15 protein-coding genes are annotated in these 15,313 nt (G+C 61.1%); 5 read left to right on the top strand and 10 right to left on the bottom strand.

The window, feature by feature from the left end:
* Positions 1-29: 29 nt before the first annotated feature.
* Positions 30-815 carry a response regulator transcription factor gene (locus AABM54_RS03530; RefSeq protein ID WP_347903820.1) on the top strand — a complete coding sequence of 262 codons (786 nt, stop codon included), beginning with the start codon at positions 30-32 and terminating at the stop codon, positions 813-815.
* A gap of 20 nt (positions 816-835) precedes the next feature.
* Here AABM54_RS03530 and AABM54_RS03535 read toward each other — a convergent pair whose 3' ends face one another.
* The 6 genes from AABM54_RS03535 to cpaB are packed head-to-tail and all read right to left on the bottom strand — an operon-like array spanning position 836 to position 6,194.
* Positions 836-1,720, bottom strand: a complete 885-nt coding sequence (locus tag AABM54_RS03535) for a type II secretion system F family protein (protein ID WP_347903822.1) — start codon at positions 1,718-1,720, stop codon at positions 836-838.
* A gap of 1 nt (position 1,721) precedes the next feature.
* Positions 1,722-2,606, bottom strand: a complete 885-nt coding sequence (locus AABM54_RS03540; RefSeq protein WP_347903823.1) for a type II secretion system F family protein — start codon at positions 2,604-2,606, stop codon at positions 1,722-1,724.
* Between the two features lie 18 nt (positions 2,607-2,624).
* On the bottom strand, positions 2,625-3,899 hold the full coding sequence (locus tag AABM54_RS03545; RefSeq protein ID WP_347903824.1) for a CpaF family protein: 1,275 nt from the start codon (positions 3,897-3,899) through the stop codon (positions 2,625-2,627).
* Positions 3,896-5,086 (bottom strand): pilus assembly protein, encoded by a 1,191-nt coding sequence (locus AABM54_RS03550; RefSeq protein WP_347903825.1) that lies wholly within the window; start codon positions 5,084-5,086, stop codon positions 3,896-3,898. The genes AABM54_RS03545 and AABM54_RS03550 overlap by 4 nt, the downstream gene beginning before the upstream one ends.
* The gene (locus AABM54_RS03555; RefSeq protein ID WP_347903826.1) at positions 5,083-5,235 is read right to left on the bottom strand and encodes a hypothetical protein; all 153 of its coding nucleotides are present in this window, start codon (positions 5,233-5,235) and stop codon (positions 5,083-5,085) included. Before AABM54_RS03555 ends, AABM54_RS03550 begins: the two co-directional genes overlap by 4 nt.
* 20 nt (positions 5,236-5,255) lie before the next feature.
* A complete protein-coding gene (cpaB, locus tag AABM54_RS03560) occupies positions 5,256-6,194 on the bottom strand; it encodes a Flp pilus assembly protein CpaB (protein ID WP_347903828.1) in 939 nt (312 codons plus the stop codon).
* Positions 6,195-6,525: 331 nt separating this feature from the next.
* Between cpaB and AABM54_RS03565 the strand changes: the two genes are divergently transcribed.
* The 3 genes from AABM54_RS03565 (at position 6,526) to AABM54_RS03575 (ending at position 9,805) form a co-directional block, all read left to right on the top strand.
* Positions 6,526-6,750, top strand: a complete 225-nt coding sequence (locus AABM54_RS03565; protein ID WP_347903829.1) for a Flp family type IVb pilin — start codon at positions 6,526-6,528, stop codon at positions 6,748-6,750.
* 45 nt (positions 6,751-6,795) lie between these two features.
* The gene (locus AABM54_RS03570) at positions 6,796-7,209 is read left to right on the top strand and encodes a response regulator (protein ID WP_347903831.1); all 414 of its coding nucleotides are present in this window, start codon (positions 6,796-6,798) and stop codon (positions 7,207-7,209) included.
* A gap of 181 nt (positions 7,210-7,390) precedes the next feature.
* A complete protein-coding gene (locus AABM54_RS03575; RefSeq protein WP_347903833.1) occupies positions 7,391-9,805 on the top strand; it encodes an autotransporter outer membrane beta-barrel domain-containing protein in 2,415 nt (804 codons plus the stop codon).
* A gap of 118 nt (positions 9,806-9,923) precedes the next feature.
* Here AABM54_RS03575 and AABM54_RS03580 read toward each other — a convergent pair whose 3' ends face one another.
* From AABM54_RS03580 to AABM54_RS03595, 4 genes are all read right to left on the bottom strand, one after another.
* The gene (locus AABM54_RS03580; RefSeq protein ID WP_347903834.1) at positions 9,924-10,184 is read right to left on the bottom strand and encodes a PAAR domain-containing protein; all 261 of its coding nucleotides are present in this window, start codon (positions 10,182-10,184) and stop codon (positions 9,924-9,926) included.
* Positions 10,185-10,228: 44 nt separating this feature from the next.
* Entirely contained in the window at positions 10,229-10,552 is a 324-nt protein-coding gene (locus AABM54_RS03585) for a hypothetical protein (RefSeq protein WP_347903836.1), read from the bottom strand.
* A gap of 447 nt (positions 10,553-10,999) precedes the next feature.
* A complete protein-coding gene (locus AABM54_RS03590) occupies positions 11,000-12,670 on the bottom strand; it encodes a POTRA domain-containing protein (protein WP_347903837.1) in 1,671 nt (556 codons plus the stop codon).
* A gap of 200 nt (positions 12,671-12,870) precedes the next feature.
* Positions 12,871-14,448: a collagen-like triple helix repeat-containing protein gene (locus tag AABM54_RS03595; protein ID WP_347903838.1), complete on the bottom strand. Its 1,578-nt coding sequence runs from the start codon at positions 14,446-14,448 to the stop codon at positions 12,871-12,873.
* Between the two features lie 409 nt (positions 14,449-14,857).
* Between AABM54_RS03595 and AABM54_RS03600 the strand changes: the two genes are divergently transcribed.
* On the top strand, positions 14,858-15,307 hold the full coding sequence (locus tag AABM54_RS03600; RefSeq protein ID WP_347903839.1) for a DMT family transporter: 450 nt from the start codon (positions 14,858-14,860) through the stop codon (positions 15,305-15,307).
* The last annotated feature ends 6 nt before the right edge of the window (positions 15,308-15,313 follow it).

Genomic DNA, 15,313 nt, shown 5'->3' on the forward strand with positions numbered 1-15,313 from the left:
CAGTCTTGGGCCTGGGCATGGAGTAGCGCGTGAGCAAGCTTACATCGGCGATAAAAGTGCTTGTGGTCGACGATCAGCCGTTGATCGTTGAAGAACTGTGCGAATTTCTCGAAAGCAGCGGTTACCGTTGCGTTCCCTGCGAATCCAGCAAACAAGCCATCGAGCGCTTTTGCGAGGACCTCGAGATCGGCCTGGTGCTGTGTGACCTGCACATGCCGGACTATGACGGCATTCAACTGGTTCAGGAGCTGCAACGGCTGTCCGGCAAGCACCGGGCGTTCGAGGCCATCATGCTCACCGGGCGGGCTGACAAGCAGGACGTGATCAAGGCCCTGCGCGCCGGTATCGCCGATTACTACCAGAAGCCGATCGACCTCGATGAACTGCTCGCAGGCCTGCAACGTCAGGAAGTCGCCTTGCAGGAGCGCCAGAAAAACCTGCAACTGGGCCACCTGAACCAGAAGCTGCAATACCTTTCCGAATCCATCGACGACCTGTATCAGGACCTCGACAAGGTTCGACGCAAGTCGCCCTCGGCTCAATCCTCGGCCGAAGAGGGCGTCAAGGAGGATGACCGTGCGCAGATCCCGGCCATCTTCGACGCGCTCTCGCCGCGCCAGCTCGATGTCGCAAGGCTGGTGGGCAAAGGCCAGACGAACTACCAGATCGCCTGTGAACTGGGCATCACCGAAAACACCGTCAAACTCTACGTCTCCCAAGTGCTGCGACTGACCCACATGCACAACCGCACGCAACTGGCGCTGGCGTTGTCACCGAGCAATTCCGGTTTGCACCAGCGGGTCACGGCCCATTAACCCTGGCCTTGCCTGCGTGCTCAGGACGCAAACGCCCGTGCAATGGCGGTAAAGCCCGGGCCGGCCAGCACGATCAACAAGGCTGGAAACAGGAACAGCATCATCACCACGGACATCTTGGCGGACATTTTCGAGATGTATTCCTGCAAGCGTGTCAGGCGCCGATCATCGAGCAAATGCTTGAGGGCCAGCAGCGATTTCATCGCGCCGCCCCCTTGCTGGATCAATTGCTGAAGGATCACGCACGTCTCACTGAACTCATCGACTTCCAGCAACTGCGCCGCAGCGTTCAGCTCCTGGCCAAGTTCAAGGCCCGAGTCGACGCGGGTCAATATCACGCGCAGTTCGTGGGTCAGCCCGGGCAGTAATTGCCGGGCTTCGGCGCTCAGCACTCGCAGCGATTGCTCCACCGCCATGCCGGACTCGAAAAGAATGCGCAGCAGGGGGATGAACGTCGAAATCTCCGTGGCGATCTGCCGCTGGCGCCGCTTTGCCGCCATTGCCAGCAATCGCTTGGGCAGTAGATAACCCAAGCACGCAACGAGTGTCGGCCCAATCCAGTGATTGTGCAGGTGAGGGAAAAACAGTGCCTGCGCCACCAGGGCCACCGCCAAGGCAAGCATCGGCAGGCCGATCTGGAAGGCCGCAAACAGTGATCGCTGGTTGGCCCGACGCCAGCCGAGACGGTTGAGCAAGACCTGGGTTTCGGAGTCCAGGCTCACCGAGCGGCGACCGACTTTGCTGTCGCCCACCACCCGCAGCCAACTGCCGAGTGTGTTGTCGTGGGTCAGTTGCCCCTGCAACCGCTGTGCGATCTGCCGTTCGCGGCGCCGTTGTTGCAACAGGCTGGCGAGCACCAGCAGCAAGGCACCGAGAAACATCAGCGCGCTGAGCATCAGGGCCATCTCAAATACTCCGCAACATACGCCACAGCGCCAGGCAGCCGGACACCTGCAAGCACACGGCGGCGATCAGCATCTGCCGGCCGCTGTGATCGTTCCACATGCTCATCAGGTAATGAGGATTGGTGAGCATGAACCAGGCGGCCATCAACACCGGCAGCAGCGCCAGTACCACGGCGGTCATGCGGGTTTCACCGGTCATGGCGCTGAGTTGGCGGGCGCCCTGTTCGCGTTCACGAATCAGCTTGATCAGGTTTTCCAGCAATTCGCTGGCATTGCCGCCATAACGATGGTTGACCTTGAGGCCCAAGGCGAACAGTCGGAATTCGTCTTTCTCATACAACTCGGCTAAGTCGTGGACCGCATCGGGCAGGTTCACCCCCAGTTGCACGTTGCGCTGGACCCGACCCATGGCGGCTTTCAGCGGATCGGCGCTGGCCTCGATGCCGCCCATCACGGCGTCAGCCAGGGTGCGTCCCGACTTGAGGCTGCGCACGGTGTGATCGAGCAGTTGCGGCAGTTGTTGAATCATCCGCCCCAGCCGTCGTCGATACAGCCCGGCCACCACCAACCGCAACACCAGCGGCGGAATCAGCAACAGGCTCAATGATCCGACCCAGCCCGCTATCGCAAACCCCAGCAGTATCGCGAGCGCCCAAAGTGTCAGCCACAGGCCCAGTCGTTCGGTGGGGCGCCCCAGGCCGGCGCGCAGGAAGGCGCGTTCCAGCCCGGTCCAGGCGGGTTTCCCAGCGCTCGGTTGGGGCTGGCCCTGGGCTAACCGGCTGAGTACCCGTTCGGTGCCGGTCTTGCGCAAGCTCTGATGGAACAGCCGCACCGACAGCCCCAACATAATCAGGCCAATCAGGCTGAGCAGCAGCGGACCGGTCATGGCGCAGGCCTCAAGGAGTCAGGTGAAGGTCAGGCTGGTGGTGCGGCGCAGCTTGTCGCCTGCGGGGTTGACCGCCTCGCGCAGAAAGCCGAAACCGGTCCGTCGGTCGAACAGGAACAGGGTGTTGGTGATGTACACGTCATCGCGCACACCGACCACTTCCACCACCTCGCTGACGCAGCGTCGGCCATCGGGCAGGCGTGTCAGTTGGATCACCACGTCCAGTGCGGCGCAGATCATCTGCCGCAATGTCCGTTCGGCGATGGTGCGCCCGGTCAGGCCGACCAGGGTTTCCAGGCGCAGCAGCGCATCCTGGGCATTGTTGGCGTGCACGGTGCTCATGGAACCGTCGTGGCCGGTGTTCATCGCGGTCAGGACGTCGAGCACTTCGACGCCACGGATCTCGCCCAGGATGATTCGGTCGGGGCGCATCCGTAGGGCGTTGCGGATCAGATCGCTGGCTTTCACTTCGCCGTGGCCCTCGGCGTTCGGCGGACGGGTTTCCAGGCGTACAACGTGAGGGTGACCGAGTTGCAGTTCTGCGACGTCCTCGATGGTCACCAGCCGTTGGTGCGGGTCGATCAATTGGCTGAGGATGTTCAGCAGCGTGGTTTTACCCGTGCCGGTGCCGCCGCTGATCAGGATGTTGCAGCGCTTGCCGACGGCCTCCTGAATGAAGTCGAAGATCGCCTGATCGATGGTTTGCATGGCCATCAGGTCGCTGCTTTTGAGCATGTCCTTGCGAAATTTACGAATCGACAGGCAAGGCCCGTCGAGGGCTATCGGCGGGATGATTGCGTTGACCCGACTGCCGTCGGGCATCCGTGCGTCGACCATCGGCGATGACTCATCAAGGCGCCGCCCCAGCGGCGCCAGAATCCGCTGCATGACCCGCTCGACGTGGTGGGAATCAATGAACCGCAGGTCGCTCTGGTGAAGGACACCGTCGCGTTCGACAAACACCCGGTGTGGGCCGTTGACCAGGATTTCAGTGACGGTCGGGTCACGCAGCAGCACCTCCAGCGGCCCGAAACCGGTGAGTTCATCGACGATTTCCTCGCCCAGGCGCTCCATTTCATAACGGGAAACGGCCAGGTGCAGGCGAGCGACGTACTCGGCGACCTTGTCGGTGACGAACTGCGACAGCAAGGGACGGGAGCCTTCCAGCAGGTTTTTTCCGGACTCTTCGATGGCATCGATGATGTAGCGATGCAGCACCAGTTTCAGGCCCTCGTGATCGGCGTTGCCGGTGGGCGTGCGGTTTTGTGCGCCGAAGAGTTTTTCACCGCTCATTGACTGCCCCTCAGTCGGTTGAGCCAGCCGGACCTGGGTTTGACCAGCCCTTCAGAGCGTTTGGCCAGCCGTTCGCCCAGAGCTCGCAGGCTTTGGCTCAGGGCTTCGCGAGGGGCCAGTTCGAACAGGCTGACGCCCTGGTTTTTTGCATTCAGGCGCAGCTCCGGGCTGTAGGCCAGGACCGCGATGACTTCCAGGCCAAAGCTTTTGCCCAGGGTCTGCGAGTCGGGCGCGACGTTGCGCAAGTAGCGGTCCACCAGCAGTCGGGCGTGCTCCAGTGTCATGCCTTTTTCGCGCCACAGGCTCAGCACGGCGAGGTTGCGTCGGCAGTCGAGCACGTTTTGGTCGGTGTACCACAACAGCTTGTCGCAATGGCTGACAAAGGTGCGCAAGGCCTCGCTGTCGGGTTGCCCGGTGACGTTCACCACAATGTGCTGGAAGTGTTGGCGCAAGGCGCTGAGCAGCATGTACAGCTCGGCGGCGCTGGTGCGCTCGAGCGGTTCATCGGCGCTGGCGTAGGCGAGGATGCGCAAGCCGGTCTCGGTGCTGGTGAAGGCACTGTCGATCAGTGTGGTGTCGAGCCGGCGCAGGTGACGCAAGGCGTCGCCGAAATGAAACGAGCTTTCCAGCCCCAGCAGCGCCAGGCTGTCACCCCTTGGCAGACCCAGGTCCAGCAGCAGGGTTTGCTGACCGCTTTTTTGCACCACCATGGCCAGGTGGCTGGCCAGCAAGGCGCCATCGGCGTTGCTCTGCACGCCGTAGAGCACGGTCAGGCCACCCAGTTGGGCGTTCGGCGCCACCGGCGGCAGACGTTTGCTCAAGCGTCGGACCAGCCCCGCGACTTCGCTTGCGCGCGAACCGTAAGCGACAAAATCCCGTGCGCCGGCCCGCATCGCATTGAGCACCAGTTGATTGTCCATGCCGTCCCCGAGGGCAACGATGGCGAGCATCGGCTTGGCTTCCAGCACGCCTTCGATCAGGGCACTCTGGGCCACCACGTGGTCGCGGTCGAGGCCGACGAATACCAGGCTGGCGAAGGTCACGTCGACCAGCGCCAGCAACTCGTCGAGGCTGTCACCGCCGACGCCGACCACCTGCCCCAAAGGCGCGAGGGCGCCTTGCAGCCATTCGAGGTCGGTGCTGTTGCGCGTGATCGCAAGAAAGGTCTGGCTCAGGTTTTGGCTCATAGCGCTGGCTCGCGGCGGTGATGGTCACCCGGTTGTTCGCCAGCGCGGGCCCGGTGACTCAGGGCGGGCGGTGTGAAGTCGACAGGCAAGCCGATCGTCAACAGCACACAGAGCGTGCACTTGAACCGCAGCATCGAACGACTGTGCATAGGGCTGCATCCTTGCTCAATCAAGGGGTTTGTTGGCTTGTCTGGTTGCCGCGAATCACTTCCACGGCGGGGCGTGCGCCCGTCGGGCCGTTGCTGGCCAGGCCTTTGGGTGCGCTGCCGAGGGCCAGTTGGTTGAATTGGGCCAGGCGGCTGTCAGCGGCGCTCAAATGGGAAGAGGAGTCGCTTTTGCCGGCCCAGTATTTGGCCAGGCGCTGCTCTTCATTGCTGCGCACCGCCAGGCGCAAAGTGCCGACCTGGGTCGCCAGCATCAGCCGGCTCAGCAGTTGTTCGGGCACCGCCAGCACCACGGTTCTTGCCGCCGTGCGGCGTTGTTCCTGTTTGAGTTTGTCTTCGGGGCTCGATGTCGAGCTGGCCGGCTTGCCATCGTTGGTCAGGCCGAGCTGTTCGCCCACACCAAGGATGCGCAGGGCAGGCACGACAATCTGCGCCGACTGCTGAGGGTTGCTGACGTCCTGGCGCAAGAACAGCAGCACGTCGACGTAGTCACCGGGAATCAGTTGCCCGCCCGCACTGATGACTTCGTCAACGGCGACGGCCAGGGCGCGTTCGTCGCGGTGGATCATCCGCGCCAGTGGCCCGCCCGCCTCGAAACTGTCATCGCTGAGCCAGGTGCCCGCGTTCAGGTGGCGCCACGGGGTGCGGCCAATCGCCTGATCGAGGCTGGCGAGGCTGCCGGCGGGTGCGCTACGGAGTTTTTCCAGTGTCAGGTCGGCGGCGGTGAGCGGGGTGAAGGGCGGTACGTCGTGGAGCAGCACGACCACCGGCTGACGGGTTTGATCCTCCGCCGTGGCGACGGTTTTTTCCACGGCGGTGGGTTGGACAGGAGCGGCCACCGGTGCGGCTTGCGGTTGACGGCTGAGCACCAGCCCCCAATAACCGGCGATGAGGGCACCGACAAGCAGCAGCACGGCCAGGGCCATGGTGAATCGACTGTTCATGACGGCTCTCCCTTTCCTGCTGCATGACCGGCTCGTACATTCCAACGAGATGGCCTCGCAATCAGGCAGCTATGAACATGCAACGATTTCGCTATTTGAAAGTAGTCCACGTAGGACGGTTCGCCATTGCCCGTCAAAAAATAAACTGGCGCGATGATGGCCACCTCGATGAGGTTGCCTGCTTACCCATATCAATCGTGCGAGTAATACTTTGTGATTAATCAGTTCTTACAGTTGTTGTCCCGGGGTTTGTTGACAATGCTCTGGTGGCACAGAGGAATCATGTTTTGCCTCTGTTACAACTGCGTTCCCGGCGCAAAGGAGAAGTCGCATGTTCCTTCACTTCCTGCAGTACCTGTCTATTCGTTTCCAGCTATTCATGAGTAGGACCGAGGGGGCTTCGGCGATTGAGTACGCATTGATTATTGCGATGGTGGCGCTGGTGGTCATTACGTTCGTTACGCCGATGGGGGACTCGATCAAGCTGACGTTCAACAAAGTCATCACGGCGCTGGGCGGGTCAGTCGTGGGTGGTGCTCCGGCAAGCGGCAGCTAGACTTGATCCAACCCGGTTCTTTCCTTCACGCCACAGGTATTGCCTATGAACGCCTCTTCACTCCCGCGCCAGCAATTGCTTTTGGTGGACGACGAAGAGGACGCACTGCTGGAACTGGCCGAACTGCTCGAAGGTGAAGGCTTCATGTGCTTTACCGCTACGTCGGTCAAGCTGGCGTTGCACCACCTCACACGCAACCCGGACATTGCGCTGGTCATCACTGACCTGCGCATGCCCGAGGAGAGCGGCATGTCGCTGATCAAGCGGCTGCGCGAACACACCTCCCGGCAACACTTGCCGGTGATCGTCACGTCCGGCCATGCCGACATGGAAGACGTCAGCGACATGCTCCGGCTGCAGGTCCTGGACCTGTTTCGCAAACCCATTTATCACGTGCGCTTGCTGGAAACCCTGAACAACCTGTTTCCACAACCCAGGATGCACCTGGTCAACCCCTGAACCCCTGCTATTTAAAAACTGACGCCGACCGTTTGACGATTAGATGGTGTCGAAATGATGGCTCCTGTACATTTGCCGACGTTTTCTTCAGCACCTGGCTGAAGGGTCGGTAGGGATGCCCGGACGAAACGTGTGCGCCTGCTGATGTGCGCCACTTAAATGTTTCGGAAGGGATTCTCAATTGAACAGGTCAAACCTGTGCCGCTCGTTGCTGGCACTGTCCGTTGCGGCTGTCGTCGCTCATTCTCCTGCGTTGCGTGCCAATAATCTTGATTACGACCTGGGCAACGGCCCTCTGGTCGACACCGGTCAATACCACAACCTCATCAACCTCAACGGCAGCTTGAACCTCGTTGAAAGCACTCCGCAGACCCTCACCAGTGCCGCGACATTTGCCGGGGTGTCGGCGGGTAATGAGCTTACTCATAGAGGTTCGATCACCATCGACGGTGCGACCCATGGCGTGGGCATCAATGTTCTCCAGGGCTCGTCGGGGGCTTCGCAGTTCAGCTACAACTTTGTGAACGAGGGCACGATCAAGGTCAACGGCCTGGCGAATGCCGGTGATTCGGTGGGCATTTCCCATGCTGGCAGTGCGATAAATGGCAACTTCATCAACAAGGGTGACATTGCCGTCAGCGGCATGAATGCAGTCGGTGTGTCATTGGTGGACACGACGATGGGCTACGGTATTCCCCATGGGGGCTCCATCAGTGCGAGCGGCAGCAATGCCCGGGCGCTGTACCTCAACCGTACGTCCCAGACCATGCCCATCTTCAACGAGGGGACGCTGCGCGCCAGCGGCGCCAATTCTGAAGGCCTCAGGCTTGAAAGTGCGGCTTTCAATCCGCCGGTCGGGGTGAACACGGCCAGTCTTTACAACGATGGCACGATCGTCGGGGACAGCATCGGCATCCATGTGCTCAATCAGCCGGCCAATCAGGGGCCGCTGACGCTCCACCATTTCAGTGGCGCGATTGAGGGCAGCCAGGCGGCGATTCAGGTGGATGATGGTCAAGCTTATTTCTACTGGTTGGGCGGTGTCATCAAGGGCGATCTGCTGGGGCTGACCGGGATGAAAATCAACGGCAACGTGGCATACGATGGCGCGACCATCAAGGCCGGTTACGTCACCGTGGAAGACCGGCAGCTCAAGTTGTTGCGCCCGCACACCACGATCATCGGCAACTTTGACATGGAGTCTGCCGAGTCGAGATTGCAACTGGTGCTGGGCAACGACACGCAGCCGGGTCGCCCGGTGCTGACCGTTACGGGCACGACCGAAATCAGCCCGGGCGGGCACCTTGAATTGCAGGCGCGCTCCAGTGATTTCCGCACCCCGGCCGGGGGCAATCAATACACCTTGATCCGTTCCGGCCAGTTGATCGGCGGTGAGAACCTGGCGGTCGTGTCGTCCTCGGCGTTGCTGGAAGTGAGCAGCTATGGGGTTGAAGGCAACGATGTGAAAGCGCTGATCAACGCCAAGTCGAACGCGGTGATCGAGCAAAACACTAAAAATGGCGGTGCTTCGCCGGACGCTGCCGGGGCGGTGGTTCGGCTGTCGAACGCGGTGCTGGATAAGCTGGATGAGCAGGACCCGGTGTTCCAGGCCTTCGCCCATGCCGGCACGGATGCAGAGGTGGCCAGGCTTGCCGCGCAATTGGGACCGGACGTCAGCCGTGGCGTCATCCAGGCGGCCACGCAGAGCCAGATGCTGGTCGCGAACGCGATCACGGCGCGTGCCAGCAATGCCCGTAACGGCTTGGCCTCGGGGGATGCCCTCGCGCAAAAAGGCCTGTGGTTGCAGGCGCTGAGCAGCGATGCCAATCAGGATGTGCGTCACGGTGTCGACGGCTACGACGCCAACAGCCATGGGATCGCCCTCGGTGCGGATGGCCAGTTGAATGCCGAGACAACTCTTGGCGTTGCCTATAGCTACCTCGACACCGACGTTAAATCCGATGCGGGCAGCAAGACTGACGTGAGCGGTCATGCGCTGACGGTCTACGGTAACTGGACCCACGACAACTGGTTCCTCGACAGCTCGCTGACCTATGGCTGGAACGACAACGAATCCAGACGCTACATCGCAGGCACGCGCGCCAAGGGTGATTACGACAGTGAAGTGTTCGGTGTGAATGCCCTGGCCGGTTATCGCCTGCAACTTGATCCGCAGTGGCTGGTTGAACCGCAGATCGGTGCGCGTTATGCCAATGTCTCGATCGACGGCTACCGCGAGAAGGGCAGCTCGGTGTCGCTGAACGTCGGCAGCCAGCGCTATGAAGTGGGCGAAATGGGTATCGGCGCACGGCTTGCCGCAGCATTCGAGGTGGGGCAGGGCAGTCTTGAGCCGAGTGCTTCGGTCATGGCCTGGCACGACTTCATTGGCGACAAGGCCAACACCACGTCGACCTTTGTTCTCGGCGGTTCGCCATTCACCACCAGTGGCGCGACCCCGGCCCGCGACAGCTATGAACTGGGGCTGGGCGCAACGTACCGGGTGGGCGCGTGGAGCGTCGGTGGTTCGTACAACTACCTGACCAAAACCGACTTCAACTCGGACACCTTCACTGCCAAGGTGCGTTACGACTTCTGATGCCCCTGACCGGAGGCCGAAGGGGTGCTGCCGGTTTCACGTCAGCACCCTTTCGGCGAAGGCGCTTCGATTGAGCCTGGGCTGACCATCGCGGGCGAGGTCGCTGTGCCAGCGATGGTCAACTGCTCGCTTCGCCTTTTGGATTGCTGGCGATCAGGCTCGCACCGCAGGCGGTTTTCATGCCGTGGAGCGCCACGGCAACACCGCCAACGTCCAGCAGGGCGCTGCCCTCGGCGATGGGAAACACACCTTTGCACAAAGGACAGACGACCTTGTGTCCCACGCCTGACATTGGCTTGCCGTTCAGGTCGGTCTGGTTGAACGCTTCAAGCACCGTTCCGCCGTGACTGGTCGAATCACCGAGTCGAATGATGTCCATCTCTGTTCCTCAGGGTTGCCCCGGTTGGTTAGGGTGCTTGTCGACTACCAAAAACGCAGCTCGCCACCCAACATCAGGAAAATCAGGGCCAGCCCGAATTTTCCGAAACACAGCGGGAGGATCGTCAGCACGGCCTGGACCACAACGGCAGCCTTGTAACCTGGGGACAAACCATGGCGGCCCCAGTACAGCGCATGGAAAATCAGGGTCAGGCCGTTAGCTGCCCAGACCGCGCCAATGGCCATCAGGTATTCCCCCTGTGCAAGCCGCAGCGCCATAATCAACACGCCGAAGATCACGACGAGGACCGAGCAGACAGCCAGTTGGGAGGTGTCCGCGTTGATCGGGTTGGTGGCAGGTGGGTGCATTGCGTGTGCGTCCATGTCAGCGTTACGTAAGTGTGATTGATCAAACCGAAAAACGGTTCGCAGGACCTTTCGATCCACCGGATTCATTGGTCCTTTCTACAGGTCATCCATCCAGTTGTGTTTGGGTTTCTGCTCGGCCAGGAACTCTTCCAGCGTGAACTCCACGACCTCGAACTCAGTCTTGCCGCAGAGAATGGAAAAGGTGAACTTCAAATTCCTTTGGCGCCTAACAATCCCTGGTCGAAGTGGTGAACGCTACGCGAGGAAAAGAGACCGTGCCTGACGGGCATCAAGCGTCCTTTCTTGAATAATGTTGAAATATTTTTGCAGCGTGCGAAATAACCCACCGCAGGTTCCGGCGTCAACTCGAGATTGGTTAGAAAGGGGTCGTTAATTCAGCTGTGCAAGGCGCCCCGCACATGAGCGGGGCGTTCTGATTGCCAAGGCTCAAAGCTGATAACTGAAGCTCAGGCTGTAGCGCGGTCGGCGGTTGTAGGTGTCGAGCGCTTCATCGGACATGGCCTTGGCCACTTCCAGGGCGACGTTGTAGTACTTGGCGTCGCCAAAGCGCAGGCCGACGGCGGCGGATGACAGGTTGCTGTCCTTGACCGGCAGCGCGTTGAACCAGGTTTTGGAGCGGTCCAGCACGACGTAGGGTTGCAGGATTTTTACCCAGTTCCCGTCGCGGTTGTAGCTGTAGTTGAGCTCATACGCTACGCCCCAACCTTTGTCGCCGGACGCCTGATCATCAGGGTAGCCTCGGCCGAAGTTCTGCCCGCCGAACACCGCGCGCTCACTGTCGGGCAAGGTGTCGTCGCTCCAGTAGAGCGCGGCGGACAGCACGCCCTGCCAGTTATCGAAGAACTTGTCGCTCTGTACACCCGACAGCCTCAGGCGCAGGAAGTCCAGGTCGTACTGAGGATTGTTGGTGTTCGCGCCCATGCCGTCGATGCCCTGATACAACCCGGCGCTGAGAATGCGCAGCTGCCGTTCGCTCGCTTTGCGCCAGTCGCCTTCGAAGGCGAGGGCGCGGATGTCGGTTTTTTCTTCGACACTCAGCGGGTAGCCGATCACTTGGTAGCGGGTCTTGTCATCGACGGCGTACAGCCGCGCACCGGCCGTGAGCAGTTCGTTGGGCGAGGCAATCAACGGGTGGTTGAAGCCGAGCGAGTAGCGGTCGTTTTCACGGTGCGGTTTGAGTTCAAGGTTGTTGTCCAGTTGCACATGGGTGCCGGGGTCGGCGCGGTAGCGTGAGCCGGACAGCATCAGTTGCGTGCCCTCGGCATTGAGGAGCTGGCTGTAGTCCAGTCGGTAGTAATGTTCGTGATCATCGCCCGGCGGAAAGAGACCGCTGAGCGTCAACTGTTCGCCCATGGCGGTGTGCGAGTTGCTGCTGACGCCGAGCAGCGCCTGGGTGCCTTTGCGGTTATCGGCCGTGGTACTCAGGCTGCTGGTGAACGGTTTACGGCTGGCCTGGGCGATCAGGTACGCCGCGCCGTCGGTGGTGCCGGGCGGCGGCACCTGGGCTTGCAGGGTCACGCCGGGGATGCGGCTCATCAGCGTGGTGTAGCGTTCGAACGTCTTGTGCGTCAGCGGCCGCTCGGCCTGGAGTTTGGCCACCAGTTTATCGAGCAACCCTTTTACCCGACCGATATCGCCTTGCAGTTGATAGTCCTTGATGTAGCCCTCCACCAGCACCACCCGTACCAGGCCTTTATCGAACGTCTGCTGGGGTAGAAATGCATAGGACAGCAGGTAGCCGTCCTGTTGATAACGGCGGGTGATGCTGCGGGTTGCTTCGATCAGTTCGGCGAGGCTGGTTTCATGACCGAGCAAGGGTTGATAGCGCTGCGCCAATTCGTTGAGCGGATAGATCGTCCCGCCTTCGATTTGCACCTGCCTGACGCTCACTTTGGTGCTCATCATCAACGGCTGCGCCTGGGCGGCGCCGGGTTCCGGCACTTGCAGTTGCGGGGCACTGGGGCGATAGGCATCGGCGGGCAGATTGGGTACGGGAAGGTTGCGGATGGTTTCGTTGCTGTTAAGGAAACTGGGAAGGGAATCAGCGTGGGTGGATGAACACAGAATGAGGAACAACAAGGAAGCCAAAGCGCGCATAGGACACTCCATGGTCAGACCGTAGCATCGCGAAAAAATCGTCGATCAGGTGTTCCCGTCAGGTTCTGAAGACGTGATTCGGGGGCAACTGACGTCATGCTCCATCAAACAAAAAGACGGAAGGCTCGCAGGAATCTTCCGTCTTCAACCAAGCGTAGGCGCTGTAGATAAGGCCGTCGAATCGGCCCGGTGCAAAGGGATTATTTGTTGCCGTTCAGTCCGCCGGTCAAACCACCGAGGGCTCCGGTCAAACCTCCAAGGCCTGCGGTTACGCCACCGGAGTTGCCCGTGACCAGGCTGCCCACCGCTGCCACCGTGGCGCCCGCCGTGGTGACGGTGTTGCCGACAGCCGCGACCACTGGGTTGGGGGCGGCCGCAGAGACATTGGCGCCGACACCGCTGACGGCCGCACCGACTTGCCCCACCAGCCCTCCGACCGGACCACTCAGGCCGGTGGCGCCACTGACTTGTTGGGTCAGGCTCGCGACACCGCTGGTGACAGGGTTGAGTGCGGCGCCGACGGTGTTCGAAACACCGGCCAGCGCGGCGGTTGGCCCGAGGTTGGGAGCGCTCGATCCGCCGAGAGCACCGCCGACCGTTGCAATCAGGTTGCCCCCCGAACCGCCTGTTACAGCCCCGGAGCCGATCACGCCATTAGTGGTGCCGGTGTTCAGGCCGCTGGCGACATTGACCACCGCCCCACCCACGGTTTGCAGCAGACCGGCACCGCCCAGGCCGCCCAATCCACCGCCAGTTCCCGAGCCCGAGGTCGCGAGGCCGCCACTGGTGCCAGCGGTGGTGCCCACGTTGGCCAGGGCACCACCGAGGGTGTTGGTGACGGGGTTGCCGTTGCCGGTCGCCGCGACTTTGCTGCCCAGTCCGCCTACGACATTGCCGACGCCGTTGACGGCGCTGGCAAGCGGATTGCCCAGGCCAGTGGCGCTGCCGACTTTTCCGGTCAGGCCTTGCGTCAGTGTGACCACCGGGACCAATACGTTGTTACCCACGCCATTGCTCAGCGCACCTAAAGGACCGCTGCTGGCAGCGATGTTCAAGGTGTCACCGAGCATGGTGACCTTGTCACCGACACCGCCAAGCACAGGCGCCACTCTGGTGACGATACCTCCGACCAGGGGAATGCTTTGCGTGGCACTCGCCAGTTTGCCGCTGACATCGGAAACGCCATCGCCAACGTCCGACACCACGTTGCCGACAATCGCTGTGGTTTTGCTCATGGCTTGCGGGTCCGAACCCAGTTTGCCCAGGCCATTGGTCAGGCCATCGCCGACGGTGTCCACCACATTGCCGGTAGTGTTCGCGGCGCTCTGCACGACGCCACCCACCACCGGAACGGTGGACAGCGAGTCGCCAACATTGCTGACGCCGTCACCGACGCCGCTCACGGTGTTGCCCAGGTCCGACACCACATTGCTGGTGACCAGTGGGGTGATGGTTGGCGTGGTCGGCGTCGTTGGGGTTGTCGGTGTGGTCGGCGTTGTAGTGCCGCCGCCGGTTCCACCGGTGCCTGCCGTACCTCCGGTGGTGCCGCCGGTATTGCCTGTCCCGCCGGTGCCCGTTGTCCCGCCATCGGTGCCACTGCCACTTCCCGAACTGCCACTGCCCGAGCCGCTGGAGCCGGTGCCGGTGGAGCTGTCGGGCGATGAACTGCCGGAACTGCTGTGATGGCCGCCACCGCCGCTGCTGCAACCGGCCAGGCTGAGGCTCAGGATCAGAGCCACTGCGGTACTTGCCTTGAACAATACATGTTGAGTTTTCATGAGTGAGATTCCTTGCACCTGAACTACAACGATCGTTGTCTTCGATGGCTTGCCAGTTCTGTTGTTGGCAATGCCTCGTCCGTTGTTTGCATCTCAATCTCAGGGGCGGTTTCACGCCATTCTCAACTTGGTATTAATCCCTTGTGTAAGTTGCGGGCTTCTCTACCTGGCGACTAATACCAAGGATATGAAATGGGGTGGGGTGACTTTATTAAATCCTTATTAATCAATGGTTATTGAATTGGCTGGAGTATGGAGCGCAACGAAAAAACTTAAGTTATATATACACAATTAACCAGTGTTAAATCGGCCGGTGGCCGGTTGATACACGCGTCGCTTACTTTAATGTCGTCGGTTTTCAGCGGCGCTGGCGTATACTGCGCGCCACTTTTATTCGTTGGAGAACAGCATGCCTGCCCCCGTCTGGTGGTTGCTTTGCCTGCCTTTTGTCGCGGGCGCGTTTTTACCGCTGCAAGCCGGTATCAATGGCCAATTGGCCAAGCAGGTGTCCAGCGTTCTGGCCGCCGCGCTGATTTCGTTTTTTGTCGGGACGATGGCGCTGTTGCTGCTGGTGATGATCCAGCGCGAAAGCCCTTCATTGGCGGCGCTGAAAAGCCTGACCTGGTGGCATTGGAGCGGTGGTCTGCTCGGCGCGTTCTTTATCACTACTGCTGCGTTTGCCGGTCCACGCATCGGTGCGATGCTGTTCATGGCACTGGTTCTGGCCGGGCAACTGGGCATGGCTTTGGCGCTGGACCACTTCGGTTGGGCGGGTTTTCGCGAAGCGCCGATCAGCGCGGGCAAGATTGCCGGGCTGGTGCTGATTCTGGGCGGTGTGTTCCTGATCCGTCGCGGCTGACAGGGT

Source organism: Pseudomonas purpurea, from assembly GCF_039908635.1.
Taxonomy (GTDB): domain Bacteria; phylum Pseudomonadota; class Gammaproteobacteria; order Pseudomonadales; family Pseudomonadaceae; genus Aquipseudomonas; species Aquipseudomonas purpurea.

What these genes read in the sequence shown, in the direction of transcription:
- AABM54_RS03535 (WP_347903822.1), bottom strand. Translation starts at nt 1,720, where the DNA reads ATGGCCCTGATGCTCAGCGCGCTGATGTTTCTCGGTGCCTTGCTGCTG.
- AABM54_RS03540 (WP_347903823.1), bottom strand. Translation starts at nt 2,606, where the DNA reads ATGACCGGTCCGCTGCTGCTCAGCCTGATTGGCCTGATTATGTTGGGG.
- AABM54_RS03545 (WP_347903824.1), bottom strand. Translation starts at nt 3,899, where the DNA reads ATGAGCGGTGAAAAACTCTTCGGCGCACAAAACCGCACGCCCACCGGC.
- AABM54_RS03550 (WP_347903825.1), bottom strand. Translation starts at nt 5,086, where the DNA reads ATGAGCCAAAACCTGAGCCAGACCTTTCTTGCGATCACGCGCAACAGC.
- AABM54_RS03555 (WP_347903826.1), bottom strand. Translation starts at nt 5,235, where the DNA reads ATGCACAGTCGTTCGATGCTGCGGTTCAAGTGCACGCTCTGTGTGCTG.
- cpaB (WP_347903828.1), bottom strand. Translation starts at nt 6,194, where the DNA reads ATGAACAGTCGATTCACCATGGCCCTGGCCGTGCTGCTGCTTGTCGGT.
- AABM54_RS03565 (WP_347903829.1), top strand. Translation starts at nt 6,526, where the DNA reads ATGTTCCTTCACTTCCTGCAGTACCTGTCTATTCGTTTCCAGCTATTC.
- AABM54_RS03570 (WP_347903831.1), top strand. Translation starts at nt 6,796, where the DNA reads ATGAACGCCTCTTCACTCCCGCGCCAGCAATTGCTTTTGGTGGACGAC.
- AABM54_RS03580 (WP_347903834.1), bottom strand. Translation starts at nt 10,184, where the DNA reads ATGGACATCATTCGACTCGGTGATTCGACCAGTCACGGCGGAACGGTG.
- AABM54_RS03585 (WP_347903836.1), bottom strand. Translation starts at nt 10,552, where the DNA reads ATGCACCCACCTGCCACCAACCCGATCAACGCGGACACCTCCCAACTG.
- AABM54_RS03590 (WP_347903837.1), bottom strand. Translation starts at nt 12,670, where the DNA reads ATGCGCGCTTTGGCTTCCTTGTTGTTCCTCATTCTGTGTTCATCCACC.
- AABM54_RS03595 (WP_347903838.1), bottom strand. Translation starts at nt 14,448, where the DNA reads ATGAAAACTCAACATGTATTGTTCAAGGCAAGTACCGCAGTGGCTCTG.
- AABM54_RS03600 (WP_347903839.1), top strand. Translation starts at nt 14,858, where the DNA reads ATGCCTGCCCCCGTCTGGTGGTTGCTTTGCCTGCCTTTTGTCGCGGGC.